This window comes from Lacticaseibacillus hegangensis (genome assembly GCF_003946465.1).
GTDB lineage: Bacteria > Bacillota > Bacilli > Lactobacillales > Lactobacillaceae > Lacticaseibacillus > Lacticaseibacillus hegangensis.
In genome coordinates, this window is record NZ_RHOL01000015.1 from 1 (window position 1) to 14,352 (window position 14,352).

17 protein-coding genes are annotated in these 14,352 nt (G+C 57.4%); 10 read left to right on the top strand and 7 right to left on the bottom strand.

Going from position 1 to position 14,352, the window contains the following annotated elements:
• Positions 1-143 precede the first annotated feature (143 nt).
• Positions 144-1,310 (bottom strand): GNAT family N-acetyltransferase, encoded by a 1,167-nt coding sequence (locus EKM86_RS05885; RefSeq protein ID WP_125756016.1) that lies wholly within the window; start codon positions 1,308-1,310, stop codon positions 144-146.
• Between the two features lie 154 nt (positions 1,311-1,464).
• On the opposite strand from EKM86_RS05885, the gene EKM86_RS05890 reads away from it, so the two are divergent.
• Positions 1,465-1,704 (top strand): hypothetical protein, encoded by a 240-nt coding sequence (locus tag EKM86_RS05890; protein WP_125756018.1) that lies wholly within the window; start codon positions 1,465-1,467, stop codon positions 1,702-1,704.
• A gap of 3 nt (positions 1,705-1,707) precedes the next feature.
• Here the strand turns inward: EKM86_RS05890 and EKM86_RS05895 are convergent, their stop codons facing one another.
• Positions 1,708-2,202: a hypothetical protein gene (locus EKM86_RS05895; protein ID WP_125756020.1), complete on the bottom strand. Its 495-nt coding sequence runs from the start codon at positions 2,200-2,202 to the stop codon at positions 1,708-1,710.
• A gap of 135 nt (positions 2,203-2,337) precedes the next feature.
• Between EKM86_RS05895 and EKM86_RS05900 the strand changes: the two genes are divergently transcribed.
• On the top strand, positions 2,338-2,526 hold the full coding sequence (locus tag EKM86_RS05900) for a hypothetical protein (protein ID WP_125756022.1): 189 nt from the start codon (positions 2,338-2,340) through the stop codon (positions 2,524-2,526).
• Positions 2,527-2,577: 51 nt separating this feature from the next.
• Here EKM86_RS05900 and EKM86_RS05905 read toward each other — a convergent pair whose 3' ends face one another.
• The 3 genes from EKM86_RS05905 to EKM86_RS05915 all read right to left on the bottom strand — a co-directional run bounded on the left by EKM86_RS05905 (position 2,578) and on the right by EKM86_RS05915 (position 4,784).
• Positions 2,578-3,504: a DMT family transporter gene (locus EKM86_RS05905; RefSeq protein WP_125756024.1), complete on the bottom strand. Its 927-nt coding sequence runs from the start codon at positions 3,502-3,504 to the stop codon at positions 2,578-2,580.
• Between the two features lie 30 nt (positions 3,505-3,534).
• Positions 3,535-4,068 carry a DNA-3-methyladenine glycosylase I gene (locus EKM86_RS05910; protein ID WP_125756026.1) on the bottom strand — a complete coding sequence of 178 codons (534 nt, stop codon included), beginning with the start codon at positions 4,066-4,068 and terminating at the stop codon, positions 3,535-3,537.
• Between the two features lie 266 nt (positions 4,069-4,334).
• Positions 4,335-4,784, bottom strand: a complete 450-nt coding sequence (locus tag EKM86_RS05915) for a universal stress protein (protein ID WP_125756028.1) — start codon at positions 4,782-4,784, stop codon at positions 4,335-4,337.
• A 290-nt stretch (positions 4,785-5,074) separates the two neighbouring features.
• Between EKM86_RS05915 and EKM86_RS05920 the strand changes: the two genes are divergently transcribed.
• The 3 genes from EKM86_RS05920 to EKM86_RS05930 all read left to right on the top strand — a co-directional run bounded on the left by EKM86_RS05920 (position 5,075) and on the right by EKM86_RS05930 (position 6,774).
• Entirely contained in the window at positions 5,075-5,467 is a 393-nt protein-coding gene (locus tag EKM86_RS05920; protein WP_125756030.1) for a helix-turn-helix domain-containing protein, read from the top strand.
• Positions 5,468-5,555: 88 nt separating this feature from the next.
• On the top strand, positions 5,556-6,344 hold the full coding sequence (locus tag EKM86_RS05925) for a tyrosine-protein phosphatase (RefSeq protein WP_125756032.1): 789 nt from the start codon (positions 5,556-5,558) through the stop codon (positions 6,342-6,344).
• A 64-nt stretch (positions 6,345-6,408) separates the two neighbouring features.
• Positions 6,409-6,774: a hypothetical protein gene (locus EKM86_RS05930; RefSeq protein ID WP_125756034.1), complete on the top strand. Its 366-nt coding sequence runs from the start codon at positions 6,409-6,411 to the stop codon at positions 6,772-6,774.
• Between the two features lie 63 nt (positions 6,775-6,837).
• On the opposite strand, the gene dapF is transcribed toward EKM86_RS05930, so the two are convergent.
• A complete protein-coding gene (gene dapF, locus EKM86_RS05935) occupies positions 6,838-7,833 on the bottom strand; it encodes a diaminopimelate epimerase (protein ID WP_125756036.1) in 996 nt (331 codons plus the stop codon).
• Positions 7,834-7,957: 124 nt separating this feature from the next.
• Here dapF and lysA point away from each other — a divergent pair, with 124 nt between their 5' ends.
• Both lysA and EKM86_RS05945 read left to right on the top strand, forming a co-directional pair.
• Positions 7,958-9,247: a diaminopimelate decarboxylase gene (lysA, locus tag EKM86_RS05940; protein WP_125756038.1), complete on the top strand. Its 1,290-nt coding sequence runs from the start codon at positions 7,958-7,960 to the stop codon at positions 9,245-9,247.
• A 60-nt stretch (positions 9,248-9,307) separates the two neighbouring features.
• The gene (locus EKM86_RS05945; protein WP_125756040.1) at positions 9,308-9,883 is read left to right on the top strand and encodes a class I SAM-dependent methyltransferase; all 576 of its coding nucleotides are present in this window, start codon (positions 9,308-9,310) and stop codon (positions 9,881-9,883) included.
• Positions 9,884-9,926: 43 nt separating this feature from the next.
• On the opposite strand, the gene EKM86_RS05950 is transcribed toward EKM86_RS05945, so the two are convergent.
• Complete coding sequence (locus EKM86_RS05950; RefSeq protein ID WP_125756042.1) at positions 9,927-10,673, bottom strand: TIGR02452 family protein; 747 nt, start codon at positions 10,671-10,673, stop codon at positions 9,927-9,929.
• Positions 10,674-10,769: 96 nt separating this feature from the next.
• Between EKM86_RS05950 and EKM86_RS05955 the strand changes: the two genes are divergently transcribed.
• The 3 genes from EKM86_RS05955 (at position 10,770) to EKM86_RS05965 (ending at position 14,284) form a co-directional block, all read left to right on the top strand.
• Positions 10,770-12,155 carry a hemolysin family protein gene (locus tag EKM86_RS05955; protein WP_125756044.1) on the top strand — a complete coding sequence of 462 codons (1,386 nt, stop codon included), beginning with the start codon at positions 10,770-10,772 and terminating at the stop codon, positions 12,153-12,155.
• A gap of 168 nt (positions 12,156-12,323) precedes the next feature.
• Positions 12,324-13,784: an MDR family MFS transporter gene (locus EKM86_RS05960; RefSeq protein WP_125756046.1), complete on the top strand. Its 1,461-nt coding sequence runs from the start codon at positions 12,324-12,326 to the stop codon at positions 13,782-13,784.
• Positions 13,781-14,284 carry a DUF4811 domain-containing protein gene (locus EKM86_RS05965; RefSeq protein WP_125756048.1) on the top strand — a complete coding sequence of 168 codons (504 nt, stop codon included), beginning with the start codon at positions 13,781-13,783 and terminating at the stop codon, positions 14,282-14,284. Before EKM86_RS05960 ends, EKM86_RS05965 begins: the two co-directional genes overlap by 4 nt.
• The last annotated feature ends 68 nt before the right edge of the window (positions 14,285-14,352 follow it).

The window sequence follows — 14,352 nt, forward strand, 5'->3', positions numbered from 1 at the left end:
AGATTCCACCTCGCGATGGACACCCTTGCCCTTGGCTAGCGGTTCCGACTACTACGGCCCGCAGTGGACTTTCACCACCAAGTTGGCGCCCATGCCGGGCGCACCAAAAAAACCGTCGGCTGCACCAACGGTCACGCACTGATTTAGAAGTAATCGTATAGCTGGGCTTGGCGACTGATGAACGCCGCCCCCACGCTGGTGATAGTGAACGGATCACCGTCGATCAGGCCCAGGTTATAAGCGTCCTGAAGCGGCCGCACCCCGAAGGTTGCCTTGACCAGCTGCTGGATCGACAAGGCGATCTGCGGCTTGCCCGTCGCTTTTTCAAAGGTCGCCTGGCCGTCGTCCAAAGCCAGACGCCAAACCCCGGCATTTTCCGGAATGTAATCGTCTGTGATGCCAATCAGGACCGGCGCGAGGTCGGTCACCTGGTACGGGTAGCGGCGCATGAAGTCCGCGACGTCGACGATGCGCGCCATCATGTAGGCGTGCACCGAGGTGCTCAGCACGCTGGGATCCGGCAGCAAGTCGTGCAGCGACTCCGGGTTGCCGGTGGTGTAGACAAACTGCTGGTACGCGGTGCGATGGCCGCCGATGAAGCGGGCCAGTGCCAGCAGCGTGTCCAAGTCGTCATGGAACTGCTCGATGATGCGGAATGTGGCCGCCTCGCGCTGGTAAATCACATAGCCGGTCGGCCGCTCCCCCAGCGTGGCCACGGCGACTTCGCGGTCCGGATAATGGTCGGCCAGGTTTTGCCACCACCAGTCCGCCCGCCGCAGCCCGCCGCGTGTTGCGTCCGAACTGCGCTCGTAAACCTCCCGCATAGCCGCGATCGCCGCGCGAAACGGCACGCGGTGCACGGTGACCTCATTGCTGCGCTGCGGCACCTTGGGAAACGCGGCAGCCGGCAGCACATGTTCGACCTGGTCGAAGGCCCCTTCATAGCCAAACCGGCGATAAAACGTGCTGGCAAACGGCGCCAGGTAGGATAAGGTCTCGCCGGCAACGCGCATGTCCTTGAAGGCTTCCTTCATGATGGCACTGATCCCGCCATTGCCGGCGGTTTCGGGGTACGAGGCCACGTAGCCGATACCACTCATTTTGTACGTGGTCCCGGCAAAGTCGACTTCAAAATGCGTTCCCAAAACACCACTTTCCAGGGGCTCACCAACGCCCCAGGCACTGGAATGCGCGTACAGGCTGGCAAAAGCGCGATCGCGGCTTTCACTTTGCGGTAAATTAAAGGCGTAACGGGCCAGCGCGTAGTACGCGGCCTCATCTGAAGCGGTCAACCGAGCAACTGCGACCATAATTGTCCTCCCTAGAATCTTAGTGCCTTCAGTATACCGTATCACCGTCACCTTTTTTTTATGTGTAAAAGCGCACAATCTTCACAATCTCGCTGAGAAAAGTGCAAATCTCCCCGCTATCCTGAACTTATCGCATCAAGAAAGGGAGATCATCATGGAACTGAATCAAACCCACGTTGTTGCCGCTCAGCTCGAAACCATCAACTATCCGCAGATCATCGCCCGCACTGAAACTGGGAAGGCACTGACAGTCGAGACCAACGAAAAACAGCGCGACGACCCGGCATTTTGGCAGGCCATCAGCGCTATTCTCAAAGCTCATTTGTGGGTGCCGGTGTCGACGCGCCTGCATCAACTGATGGATTCCGACTGGTTGATGCCCAATCCTGCCTAAAGACTACTTGGCTTCCTGCCACTGCCGGAAGCGGGCTGAAGCGACGATCAGCGTCACGGCCGCATCCTTGGACAGGGCAGCAGTCACGGTTTCCAGGTGGCCAGAGGTGGCCACGGCGCCGATGACCTCAAGACCAAACTTCACAATGTTCAGATCCTTTTTGGCCTGGTAGCCGTCTTCAAACACCGGCTCATGGTTGTAGGTGAAGTTGAGCTCATCTTTGGTAATGGAACCATCGACGTGGTTGACCATGATCCGGTCTTCCACCTGCGACAGCGGCTGGTCGTCGGCCATCAGGTTCAGCTTGTGATCGGATTCTTCCCGGTCAAACGTTCCCTGCTTCATCGGCAAGTAAGCCGCGGCCGGCTGGGCAAGCACCTTGAGGTAGTCCACAGCGGCCAACACTTTGTCCGTGGGCATCAACTCTGCCTTGTCCAGCAGCTTATCGTTATTGGCCTCCAGCCAGTCCGCCAGTTCACTGATTCCAAATTGATCCATTATGACCTCCACGTGTTTGTGCCGATAATTTCCGGCAGAGTCAAAACATCAAAAACATTGTACCATGGTCAAAGCTTCAGCCCAAGGTTAGGTGACTTGCCACCCCTGCTATAATAGAACTAAGGAGGGATGATTATGCCTGACATCAAAAAACGGCCACTGCCGGTGTTTGATGCGGAAGGCCGGCCCTTGCGTCTAAAGCCCCGGATCACGTACAAACTGCGCGTGAAAAATGGCTACATCTTGGCGCTGACATCCAACCAGCATCAAACCCGCTTACCGAATCTCGTCAAATTACATGAACACAGTCCCCACACCAAATAAGGGGTGATGATCACGCGGCCTGGCTGCGTGATTTTTTATTAACTCATCTGGTCAGGCCGGCGTGCGCCGCGTCTTCGCGGTTTTGGGCGCTTTGGGACCAGTGGCCGCCATCAAAAATACTGTCCCGATGATCACCGCAGTGCCAAGCAGCTCGGCGGGCCCCAGGTGCAGGTGTAAAAACAGGACCGAGGTGACCGTGGCGCCAATCGGCTCAAAGGCGTCCAGCAGCCCAGCCGCCGTCGCCGAAATATAACGCAGGCTGGCCAAGTACGACAGGTAGGCGATCAGCGTGCCGAAAATCACAACGAACCCGAACGCGCCCCAGCCCAGCGAGTTGAGGTGCGGCACACCGACCCACAGCGGCCGATACACGGTCATGAGCAGCCCGCCAATCAGCTGCGCCCAACCAACCACGACCAGCGGGGAATAATGCGCAAGCAGTCCCGCTGGCAGCAGTGTGTACAGTGCGGCGGCCAGTGCCGCGCCAAGCCCCCAAAGAAGCGCGCTTGGCGAGATCGCCAGCGTGGTCAGGTGCCCTTTGGTGACCACCAGCAGCGTGCCAAACATCGCTAAGGCAATCACCAGCACATCGATCCGCCGCGGCAGCTGTCGCGTTTGAATCGCCAAGATCAGCAAAATCACCACTGGCGACAGGTACTGCAGCGTCGTCGCGGTCGGGGCGTTAGCGACCTCCACAGCCTTAAAGTAAATGAATTGCATCGTGATCATCCCAAACAGGATAAAAATCGTCATTTGCCAGGCGTCATGTTTATTGTGCCACGGGGCAAAAATTTGCTTGCCCTCACGCAGCCAGGCAAATGCCATCGTCAAAATACCGGCGATCAGCATCTTGGCCGAAATCAGCCAGGCCACGTCTGTTCCCTGTTGAAATAGCACTTCACTGGCCGGCCCCGACACGCCCCACAGGCACGAGCCGAAAATCGCCAGTCCTAACCCAAGTAACCGTTTATTGTGCATGATTGTCCTACCAGCAATAAAGTTTTTCAGTCAGGCCAAATGGTCGTCGATCACCCCGGCCCCCTGCAGGAAGCTGTATGCCGTGGTCGGCCCGATCATGGTGATGCCGCGCTTTTTCATGTCCTTGGCCACCGCTGTCGACAGGTCCGAGTACGCCGGCACGTCGGCCCAGCGGCGCGGCTTGTTGACCAGCTGCTCGCCCGCGGTAAAATGCCACACGTACGCCGCAAAGCTGCCGAAGGCTTGCTGGATCTGCTGAACCGCGCGAGCGTTGTGCGGGATTGACGCGAGCTTGCGCCGATTGCGGATGAGCCGCGCGTCTGCCATGAGCGGCTCAATGTCCGCATCTGTCATCCGCGCAACAGCGTCAATCTCAAAATCATGAAATACCTCGTTGAACGCTGCCCGCTTGTTCAGCACCAGCTCCCAGTTCAGTCCGATTTGCAGACTTTCCAGGCTCAGCAGCTCGAACAGCTGGCGATCATCGTGCTTGGGCACGCCCCATTCATGATCGTGATATTCTTTTAACACCGGGCTTTTGGCCCACCAAACTGATTCTTCCATCTTAGCACCTCCGCGGATAGATTACGCCGCCAAAGTTCAGTTTTCTTGCCCCTACTTTAAAAAGGACGCGGCCTGTCGTCAAGGCAGCGGCTTGTGCTCTTTGGCACAAAAAAAGAAAATAAGACAAAATTGCCTAGTCGCGTTCCATAAAGCAACGCCCAAGCGCACAAACGCCCCTGCACCGCGATTTTAAAAACAAATCGTGGCGCAGGGGCGCTTGTGCTTTGGGCTAAACCCGCTTTATGTCTCAGCCTCTTGGAAAATGCTTAAGCTTCAGTTTTGACAATCAGCACATCGCAAGGTGCGGTGCGGTTGACATACTCGGTGACCGAACCGACCAGCACGCGCTCAACCGCGTTAAGCCCGGTGGCCCCGATCATGATCAGGTCCGTCTTGTGGTCGTGCGGAAAGTCGGTCGCGATGACATTCTTCGGGTTGCCGAAGCGCACGTGAATCGCGACGTCGGTCAAACCAGCCTGTTCAGCGCGGGTCTGCAAGCCATCCAAATACTTCTCGGCATCTTGGGTCAGCTGGTAAATCGCATCGCCAGAGATCATGCCGCCATAGCCACCAATAAATTGCTTTGTATCCAGGACGTTCAAGATGTCCAGGTGGGCGTGGTTGGTCTGTGCGACCTTGACCGCCTTGCTGAATGCCAGCTCAGCCTCATCGGAGCCATCAACTGGAACCAGTATCGTGGTATATTCTTGATCCATGTGATCACACCCTCTCTTTTCTCAAGCGTAAATCATCAGCCGGCCAAAAACAAGCAGAAGCATCATGATCGGGCCGCTCCCGTCACAGCCCGAATAAGCTTTTTTGGGAATAAAAAAACGTCTAACGCGCCAGTTCAGATTTTCAAAGGGTTTCTATTGAATGTTGACAATAAAAATATCGATAAAATTGCCCACTAATAATTGCATTTACCAAGCAAAAAAGCTAAATTAAACGGTGAACCGATTTCAATTGGTTTAGTTATTCTAATTTATAGGAATGTGGTGAAAACATGACAGAAACAGTTGGCAGTGCCTTGCGTCAGATTCGCAAGGGCCGCGGCGAGTCCATCGTTGAAGTCGCTAAGGCCACGCACACCTCCCCGGCCAGCTTTACCAAGTGGGAAAACGATCAAACAATCCCCAGTGAACGCAGTATCCGCAAGCTTGCGGAATACTACAACACCGACCCGAACAACATTCTCGCGCTTGCCTACCCGGACAAGTATGCGACCGATCGGGATGCGATCGACCTTGATGAGTACAATGTGATCCGTGTTGAAGATCTGCTCGCAGACAACACGATTCTGACCTACAACGGCTCCCGCTTGCCGCAGACCAAAAAAGACCTCGTTGCGTCCTTCACCGCTGGTTTAATTATCGGCAGTGCCGCAGAACAGGACTAGCTTCGCTGAAAGAGTCGCCTTAGAGGCGGCTTTTTTCTTTTGCCCGCCTCCGGTATACTGAAACCGAATCCACTGAGGAGGTATTATCGTGACACCCATTGTTCTTCCCATCCACCACGGTTTCAACTTTCGCGACCTGGGCGGCTATCACACCAAAGCCGGTCAAACCGTCCGCGCCCACCGGCTGCTTCGGTCGGGCCGGCTGAACGAGCTGTCCGCCGCCGACCTGCAGTACCTGGCCGATTACGGGCTTCAAACCGTCGTTGACTTCCGTTCGCCGCAGGAACGTGCTGACGCCCCGGACCGGGTCCCGACTGCGACCCAGGACGTGTTTGACCCTGTGTTTCCCACCGATGAGACCAAGGTCACGGCCGACGCCGAACAAGAGCGGCACACCGAACTGGCCAAGGATCCGCTGGCCGGTTTTCGCAGCATGGTCAGCACCTACGCCAGTCTCGTCGTCCAGCCCAGCGCAAAAAAGGCGTACCGCCAGTTTTTCGACGTCCTGCTGGCCGCGGGTGATGACGGGGCCACGTTGTTTCACTGCAGCGCCGGCAAGGACCGCACCGGCATGGGCGCGGTGTACCTGCTGACGGCGCTGGGCGTAGATTCGATCACCATTCGCCAGGACTACCTGGCCTCAAACCTCTATCTGGTGGCAGAAGGCCAACGCATGGTCGATGAAGTGATCGAGGCCGGCGGCTCGCCGGCCCTTCAGGCCTCCTACCGGTCGCTGGGCGGCGTGGCCAACGAGTACCTGGACTCGGCGATTTACACCATTGACCGCGAGTACGGGAGCCTGCCTCATTACCTCAAAACTGAACTGCAACTCAGCGATGCGCAGCGGCGCGATTTACGCGCGCTTTATCTCAAGTGATGGGCAGACCCTCCCTAGCGCATCTGCGTTATAATAAAGTCAAAGCGGAAAGGAGTGTGCGCTTATGAAACTATACCAAGGATTAACCCAGGTGCAGGTGAACGACTCACTGGTTGACGATGCGCCGAACTTCACCATTCAAACGGAGCTCGACAAGCCGCTCAATTTTGCGCCGACGACGCTTTTCCACTACATTGACAGCGTGTTGAAGCCAGGCAGCCGGCACGACCAGAACAATCTGCGCTTCGTCACCGACCCCGCCTTTATCGGCGAAAACTTCGATTACAGTAGTATTCCGGAAACCAAAGCCTACAAGGACTTCGAAGATAAAATGAACTTTGCCCGCAACATGGTGCAGGACCTCAACCGCCACGTTGCCGTTAACATTGACACTAAGAACAACGAATTTCAGCTCGTCTTTGTGGACTAACCAAATACAAACGACCCGGTTCAGGCGTGAACACCTGAACCGGGTCGTTTTTTCGACTGCGGATTAAATGGCGGCAATTACGTCGCGGTACGGCAAGGTGCCCACAAACTGCTGGTAGGCCGCCTCCTCACCGGTGTCGGCGATTTGCGCACCGGTAAATTGACCTTCGTGCAGCTGGGCTTCTGGCACGTCGATCAGGTGCGTCGTCGTGGCGTTCCCAATCAGCTCGATCCAGTAGTCGCCGCCGCTGCCGTGCAAGTTGGTTTGAACCACACCGCCCGGATTGTAAACCGTGTTGAGCTGGTCAAGCGCTGCCGCTTCCGGATGCGTCAGCACAAACGCGAGACTCGTGGCCGCCATCCCCGTGCCGCAGGCGTTGGTAAAGCCGACGCCGCGCTCGTAGGTGCGGGCAAACAGCGTGTGAGGCCCTTCAATGGCGGCAAACGTGACGTTGACCCCTTCTGGGAAGTAAGGGTTGGCCGCGTTTAGCTTACGGCCCAATGCGCCAATCTTCTCGCCGTTCAGCTCGGCTTCTGAAACAAAGGCGATCAGATGCGGGTTCGGGACTGCAACCGCCGTGAAGCGCAGCGTCGAATCCAGCGCAGGCAACCCTTGATCGACGATTTTTGCCGTGTCCAGCGCCGCAAATGGCAAGGCAGCCGCATCAAAACTGACCGGTGAAATCTCAACGGAAAAGCCTGGCACCCCGACAGCAAAATCGGACACGTGGCGCACGCGCAGCGGCGCCTCCTCGGTTTGGACGGTGAACTGCTGCTGCCCGGTTTTCTCGCTCAGGTAGCGAGCCACGGTGCGCAGGCCGTTGCCGCACATCTTAGCCAGACTGCCATCGGCGTTGACGACGGTCATGCGGCCGACAGCGCCTGCCGCGTCGTCGACGATCAGCATACCGTCGGCCCCGCCGAGCAGCCCACTGTCCCGGCTGCTCAGCCGCTTGGTCAGCGTCACCAGCTCCTGATGAGACAGTTTGTGATCAAGCGTGGTTTGATCCAGCAGGAAAAAAGTGTTCTCCGAGCCGTGCACGCGTCTTAATTCAGCCATCCAAAAGCCTCCCAATAAATAGTGGCTAAATTGTAGCACAAGCGGCCGCCGCTCGCCATCGATGATTGACCGGTCGGCCGGCAAAGGCTAGACTTTGCTTAAACTCACCTCGGGAGGCATCACCATGAAGATTGAAACCAATGCGGCAGGCCATTTAACGATTGGCGGCTGTGATGCGCTGACGCTGGCGCAGCAGTTCGGCACACCGGCCTATGTGTACGACGTCGGGCAGATCCGGGCGCAGTTTCGTTCATTTGCGAAGGTGTTTGAGGCCCATGGCGCCAAGTACGCAGTCAGCTACGCGAGCAAGGCTTTTGCGACGGTTGCCATGTACCAGGTGGCGGCCCAGGAAAACGCCCATGTCGACGTTGTGTCCGGCGGTGAGCTGTACACGGCTCAGGCCGCGCAGTTTCCGATGGCCCATGTCTCTTTTCACGGCAATAACAAAAGCAAAGCGGAACTGGCCCAGGCGCTTGAAGCCCATGTCGGCACCATCATCGTGGATAATTTTCACGAGTTGGACCTGCTTGAAGGTCTGCTCAAGCTGCAGGAAGGCCGCGTTCAGAATATCCTGCTGCGGGTGACGCCAGGGATTTCCGCCCACACCCACGCGTATGACCAAACCGGTCAAACCGACAGCAAATTTGGCTTTGACGTTGATTCCGGCCAGGCCAAGGCCGCAGCGACCCGCGCACTGGCCAACCCGCAGCTGCACCTGCTGGGCATTCACGCCCACATCGGCAGCCAGATTTTTGAAGTCAAAGGTTTCGTGGCCGCAGCGCAGCGCCTGCTCGCCATTTTGACGGACTGGCATGACAGCCTGGCCTTCACCCCGACGGTCCTCAACCTCGGCGGCGGTTTTGGCATTGCCTATACCAACGCAGACGATCCGCTGCCGGCGGAAGCGTTCGTTGCCGCGATCCTCGATACGATTGCAGCCGCCGACCTGCCATTTGACACCCCGGCCATTTGGATCGAACCCGGCCGCTCGATTGTCGGCCCTGCCGGCTACCAGCTTTACACCGTCGGCAGTCGCAAGGACGTGCCTGGGCTTGCCCCGTTTGTCGCCGTGGATGGCGGCATGGGCGACAACATTCGGCCCGCGCTGTACCAGGCCGACTACGAGGCGGTCGCGGCGGCTGACCCGCACGCGGCAAGCACCGAAACGGTCCGCCTGGTCGGCAAGTACTGCGAGTCTGGCGACATTTTGATTGACCAAGCCAAGCTGCCGCACCTTGAGGCCGGCGCGGTGGTCGCGGTGCTCGCCACCGGCGCTTACGGCTACTCAATGGCGTCCAACTACAATCGCAATCCCCGCCCCGCTGTGGTGTTCGCCGAAAATGGCCAAGCCAAGCTGGTCGTGCGGCGCGAAAGTTACGCCGACTTGACCCGCAATGACCTGAGCTATCTCTAGCGGCCGGTCTGGCGCCCAAGGGCCAGTTCTTCTATAATAATGGCGAAAGGTTGTGCAAAAATGGAACCCTATCCCACGATGAAACCAGCGGCCGGCGACCTGCCGACCAGCAGCAACCAGCCCTTGTGGCAAGTGCTGACAAAAAAGGCGCCAGAGCTTTCCGGCAAGCGCGTTTTGGCCATTCATTCCGGCGACGGCGCCTTCTGCCGCGGCGCGATCAACGCCGGCGCAATCGCCGTGCTGGGGGTTGACCGTGACCGTTACGCGATCAGCGCCGCGCGTGATGTCGCCAGTTCGGACCGGTTGCGCTATCGCATCATGCCGGATCGCCGCTTCGACCTGTTGACCGGTCCTTACGACCTGGTCATCGGGCCGTTTGCCTACCCGGCAGAGGACCTGCGCCAAGACACGCATCAGCTGGCCAAACTGCTGCGACCAAGCGGCGAAATGGTGCTGGCTGTCACCGGCGCGGCGGATGCCAGTCAGGTGAAGGCCAATCTGTCCAGTCTGATTGCCGTCAGCGAATGCTTTGCCCCTAGCCAGCAGCCCGCTGGCACCAAACTGTTCGTCGTGGTGGCGCACCGGGCGAAAATCACCCCACCGGCGCCCAAGCGGCGGCGCAATCGCGGTCTGTAAACCAACTAAAAAAGTTTCCTGCAAGCTGTTGCAGGAAACTTTTTTAGTTTGAGCGCCCGCTTAACGCGTCCTCAAAGGTCTGCACCCGGCCGCCATCTGGATCGTAAATCGAAAACACAATCACAGGAAAGGCGCCGTTAAATTCCGGCCGCAACAACTGCTGGCGAAAAATCAGCGCGACCTGCTTCAGTGGATTACCGAACACGCCGCCGCCAAACGCACCCAGAATCAGGTGATCCGTGCCGTGCTGCTTGAACGCCCGCAGTGTCTGACTGATTTTCAGGGCGATGTCGGGGCCAGTTGCCGCCTCGGTCAGTGCCGGGTAAGCGCTGCGGTTGGGCGCGGCTACAGTTACGACGTCCACAAAATGGTCCGGCAGCTCGCGGCCGCGCTCATCAAACACCTGCCGCACGCTGGCCGAATAAATCAGCGCGCTGCTGAACAGGCCGGAATTGGCGTTACGCCGGTTAGGCTGATAGTACGTCGCCTCAAACGCCCGCAGCGCCGGCAGCAGATAGGTGCACTTGGCGATGCTTTCCTCCTGCGCTTGGGCGCCGTACTCTACCCCGCCGCCAGGGGTCGTGGGGCTGGCGAAATTCATTACGCCAATGCGGCCGGTCAAGCGTGCCATGGTCTTGACCACGTCCTCGTTAACGACGGTCCATTGCGCCGGCGCACTGCCTTTAGCCGGGGTCTCCGGCAGGCGGGTACTGATCAGCTCGCTGTGCGGCTTTCGCGGGTCTTGTTGATAGGCAGCCAGGCTTTGGCGCAGCATTTCGATCTGGTCCATGATGAATCACTCCCCTCTTTTTCTAGCATAACTCACTGGTACGTGTATAATGCTACAATAGTCTCATAGAATACCAAGAAATGAGGAATCGAATCAATGGATAGTGGCCAAGTTGCCTCTAGTCTAGTTGTGTTAGTCATTACGTTCATTTTCGCCATCTTTTTTGTGGCGGCGGAATTTGCCTTGGTGCAAAGCCGTCCCAGTGCGCTGGAAGACATGATTGATAAGGGCCAAGGCAACCGCAAGAAGCTTCAGCGCGCGCTGCGCATGGTCCAGCGGTTGAACGAGTATCTGTCCACGACGCAGGTCGGCACATCCGTCTGCGGGATCATCCTGGGCTGGATCGGCGAGGATTTTGTCACCTTCCTGCTGGTTGACGTCATGCAGATGACGCACCTGCAGCTGCCGAATGGCAGTTTGCACGCCATCGGCGCCGTCCTTGGGGTCATCGTCTTGACCTACCTGGAAGTCGTGATCACGGAAATCGTGCCGAAAAACATCGCCATTGACATCCCCGTTAAGGTGTTGATGGTCGTCGTCACCCCGCTGCATTATTTTCACACCATTTTCTACCCGTTTGTCTGGTTGCTGAACGCCAGCGCTAACGGCCTAGTCAAGTTGATGGGCATGAAACCAGCTGACGAAAGCAACGAAGCCTTCAGTCAGGCCGAGATCTTGAACCTGTCCAAGGCCGCTATCGATAACGGCGACATGGAGCAAAACGATGTCACCTACATGCAGCGGGCCTTTGACCTGAACGACAAAACCGCGCACGACATTATGGTCGACCGCACGAGCCTGGTGGTGATCGATATCAACGCCACAGTGCACGAAGTCATTCGCGACTATCTGCAGGAAGGCTACTCCCGCTTCCCCGTCGTGGCCGATGGTGATAAGGACAAGGTGCTGGGCTACGTCTACATATACGACCTGGTCAAGCAAGCCCAGGTCGACGATTCGGTGCACGTGTCCAAGCTTCTGCGGGCCATGGTCACGGTGCCTGAAGCCACGCCAATCAACTCGATCCTGCAACAGATGATCAAAAAACAGACACCTATTGTCGTGGTCGTCGACGAGTATGGCGGCACCAGCGGCATCGTCACCGACAAGGACATTTACGAGGAGCTCTTCGGGACCGTTAAGGACGAAATCGACGACGTGTCCGACGAGTACATCATCAAAACCGACCGGCCGAACGTCTTTAAGGTCTCTGGGAAAACCACCCTGTACGACTTTGAGCGGTTCTTCCACGTTGACCTCAAGCAGTTCGAAAATGCCAACATCGTTACCATCGCCGGCTTTTTAATGGAGGATTACCCTGACCTCAAGCTCAACGATTCGGTGGTGCTCGACCGCTTCAATCTGACCGTCACGGATTACAGCCGCGGCTTTGCCAACTGGTTCAACGTTACTGTGGGCCCGGAGATTCCGAAAGCCATGGACGTTGACGGTGACGGCGAGGATGAAGAAGTGCCTGCCTAACTTTCAGAAAATGGCATAGACCTGCTTGCAGGCCTATTTTTTTGCCCCGCAGTGTCGCGGCCCGTAAGCACGGGCTTGACTTCGGCCGTCAAACGCAGTGGCACTTACCATAAATTAGTGATAAAATTATTATTTGCAATTTTAATTATTGAAGGGAATGAAAATTTCATGACACAGCCCACAGATGTCAACGGCAAGCCGTACAACCGCAACTTGCTCGTGGTCACAATGCTGATTGGGACGTTCACCACGTTCTTAACGCAAACGATCCTGACCACGGCCTTTCCGACGCTGATGAAGACTTTTCACATCAACGCCTCGGCAGTTCAATGGCTGACCACGGGCTTCATGCTGGTCATGGGGATCATGATCCCCGTCTCCGCGTGGTTGCTCAGTAAATTCAACGTCAAATACCTTTACATGACGGCCATTTCGATCTTCTTCATCGGGACGTTGATCGCGCGCTTTGCCACTAGTTTTCCCATGCTGCTGGCAGGCCGGCTGATCGAGGCGATGGGCGTCGGCATGTCTGCGCCGACCTTCCAAACCGTCATGTACTCAGTCTTCCCGCCAAACAAACGCGGCTCCGCGATGGGCCTGGCCGGGATCGTCATCGGCCTTGCGCCGGCGGTCGGGCCGACCTTGTCCGGCTGGATCCTGCTTAACCACTCCTGGCGGTCACTGTTTTCCGTCATCCTGCCAATCGCCGCGCTGGTGCTCATTTTGTCATCGTATTCGATGCGCAAGGTGCTGACCACGACGAATCCCAAAATCGACGTGCTGTCCGTCGTTGAGTCCACCATCGGGTTTGGCTCGCTGCTTTACGGCTTCTCCAGCGTCGGCGATGCCGGCTGGGGCTCACCAATCGTCATTGGCAGTTTAGCCCTCGGCGTTGTGGTTGTCGCAGCCTTTGTTTATCGACAGCTGCACCTAGATAAACCGCTGCTCGAGCTGCGCGTGTTCACCAGCAAAACCTACACCCTGTCCGTGATCTTGACGGCCGTCGCCTTCATGTCGATGGTTGGCGTGGAAATGGTCCTGCCCATGTACATCCAGACCATCCGCGGCCAAAGCGCCTTCCACTCCGGGCTGATCCTGCTGCCGGGCGCCATCATGATGGGTATCATGTCCCCAATCACCGGCCGCATTTTTGACCGAATAGGGGCCAAGCGCCTGGCGACAACCGGCCTGTTCCTGTTGCTGGTCGGCACCTTCCCGCTGATCACTTTAACGCCTGACACCCCGATCCTGTTTGTCACTGTGCTGTACACGGTGCGGATGTTTGGCATCACCATGGTCACTATGCCCGTCACCACGAGCGGCATGAACGCCCTGCCGGACACGCTGATCAATCACGGCACCGCCGTCAACAATACGGTGCGCCAGATTGCCGCGTCAATTGGCACCGCGATCCTGGTTTCCGTGCTGGCCTCGGTCACCAAGGGCCATACGCCGAATGCCGGCTTGGCCAAAAGCAATCCGATTGCCTTTGCGCGCCAAATGCAAACCGCGACCGTGGCCGGCTACCGTGCCGCCTTCGTGGTGTCGCTGATTTTTGCCGCCATCGGGTTCCTGCTTAGCTTGCGCCTAACCAACGACCCCATTGATCAAGGAGGCGACCGCTCATGATTCTCGTCATCTTAGTGATAGCCGCGTTTGCGCTGTTTCTCGTCGCCGTGCTGGGGCAACAATCCTTGCGCCGCCGGGTCTGGATCGCCGTGCTCGGGGTCTTGCTGATCGCCAGCGCCTTCGCCATTGCGGCCAACGACGCCTCGCGCTTTGGCATGACGACCAAGGTGATCACCCAAACCACTGAAATTGTTGGTGCGGCTGATCACACGATCCTGACCTCCCCCATTGGCACTGACAAGCAAAACCTCGCGGTGGTCTACCGCCAGAACCCGCTCAGCAAAAAGGTCTCAGTGGCTAAGCCTGACATCAACACTGTCGTCAAGCTGCACCGCACCGACTCACGTCTGGGGCAGGTGACCATCAAGCGCACCGAACTGCGCTACAAGGACACCTTTGCCGCCTTCCTCTTCGCCGGGTCCGGCCAAAATGGCCAGACACTGAACACAACCTACGACTTTGCCATTCCGCAATCTTGGCGGGTCAGCGAGCGCAAGTAAGCTGATATTATGCCACTACAAAAAAACTCAGCCTTCACAGGCTGAGTTTTTTTGACATTGGCGAAGCA

Bases quoted from the DNA above. Each gene is read 5' to 3' on its own strand.
- EKM86_RS05885 (WP_125756016.1), bottom strand. From the start codon at position 1,310: ATGGTCGCAGTTGCTCGGTTGACCGCTTCAGATGAGGCCGCGTACTAC.
- EKM86_RS05890 (WP_125756018.1), top strand. From the start codon at position 1,465: ATGGAACTGAATCAAACCCACGTTGTTGCCGCTCAGCTCGAAACCATC.
- EKM86_RS05895 (WP_125756020.1), bottom strand. From the start codon at position 2,202: ATGGATCAATTTGGAATCAGTGAACTGGCGGACTGGCTGGAGGCCAAT.
- EKM86_RS05900 (WP_125756022.1), top strand. From the start codon at position 2,338: ATGCCTGACATCAAAAAACGGCCACTGCCGGTGTTTGATGCGGAAGGC.
- EKM86_RS05905 (WP_125756024.1), bottom strand. From the start codon at position 3,504: ATGCACAATAAACGGTTACTTGGGTTAGGACTGGCGATTTTCGGCTCG.
- EKM86_RS05910 (WP_125756026.1), bottom strand. From the start codon at position 4,068: ATGGAAGAATCAGTTTGGTGGGCCAAAAGCCCGGTGTTAAAAGAATAT.
- EKM86_RS05915 (WP_125756028.1), bottom strand. From the start codon at position 4,784: ATGGATCAAGAATATACCACGATACTGGTTCCAGTTGATGGCTCCGAT.
- EKM86_RS05920 (WP_125756030.1), top strand. From the start codon at position 5,075: ATGACAGAAACAGTTGGCAGTGCCTTGCGTCAGATTCGCAAGGGCCGC.
- EKM86_RS05930 (WP_125756034.1), top strand. From the start codon at position 6,409: ATGAAACTATACCAAGGATTAACCCAGGTGCAGGTGAACGACTCACTG.
- dapF (WP_125756036.1), bottom strand. From the start codon at position 7,833: ATGGCTGAATTAAGACGCGTGCACGGCTCGGAGAACACTTTTTTCCTG.
- lysA (WP_125756038.1), top strand. From the start codon at position 7,958: ATGAAGATTGAAACCAATGCGGCAGGCCATTTAACGATTGGCGGCTGT.
- EKM86_RS05945 (WP_125756040.1), top strand. From the start codon at position 9,308: ATGGAACCCTATCCCACGATGAAACCAGCGGCCGGCGACCTGCCGACC.
- EKM86_RS05950 (WP_125756042.1), bottom strand. From the start codon at position 10,673: ATGGACCAGATCGAAATGCTGCGCCAAAGCCTGGCTGCCTATCAACAA.
- EKM86_RS05955 (WP_125756044.1), top strand. From the start codon at position 10,770: ATGGATAGTGGCCAAGTTGCCTCTAGTCTAGTTGTGTTAGTCATTACG.
- EKM86_RS05960 (WP_125756046.1), top strand. From the start codon at position 12,324: ATGACACAGCCCACAGATGTCAACGGCAAGCCGTACAACCGCAACTTG.
- EKM86_RS05965 (WP_125756048.1), top strand. From the start codon at position 13,781: ATGATTCTCGTCATCTTAGTGATAGCCGCGTTTGCGCTGTTTCTCGTC.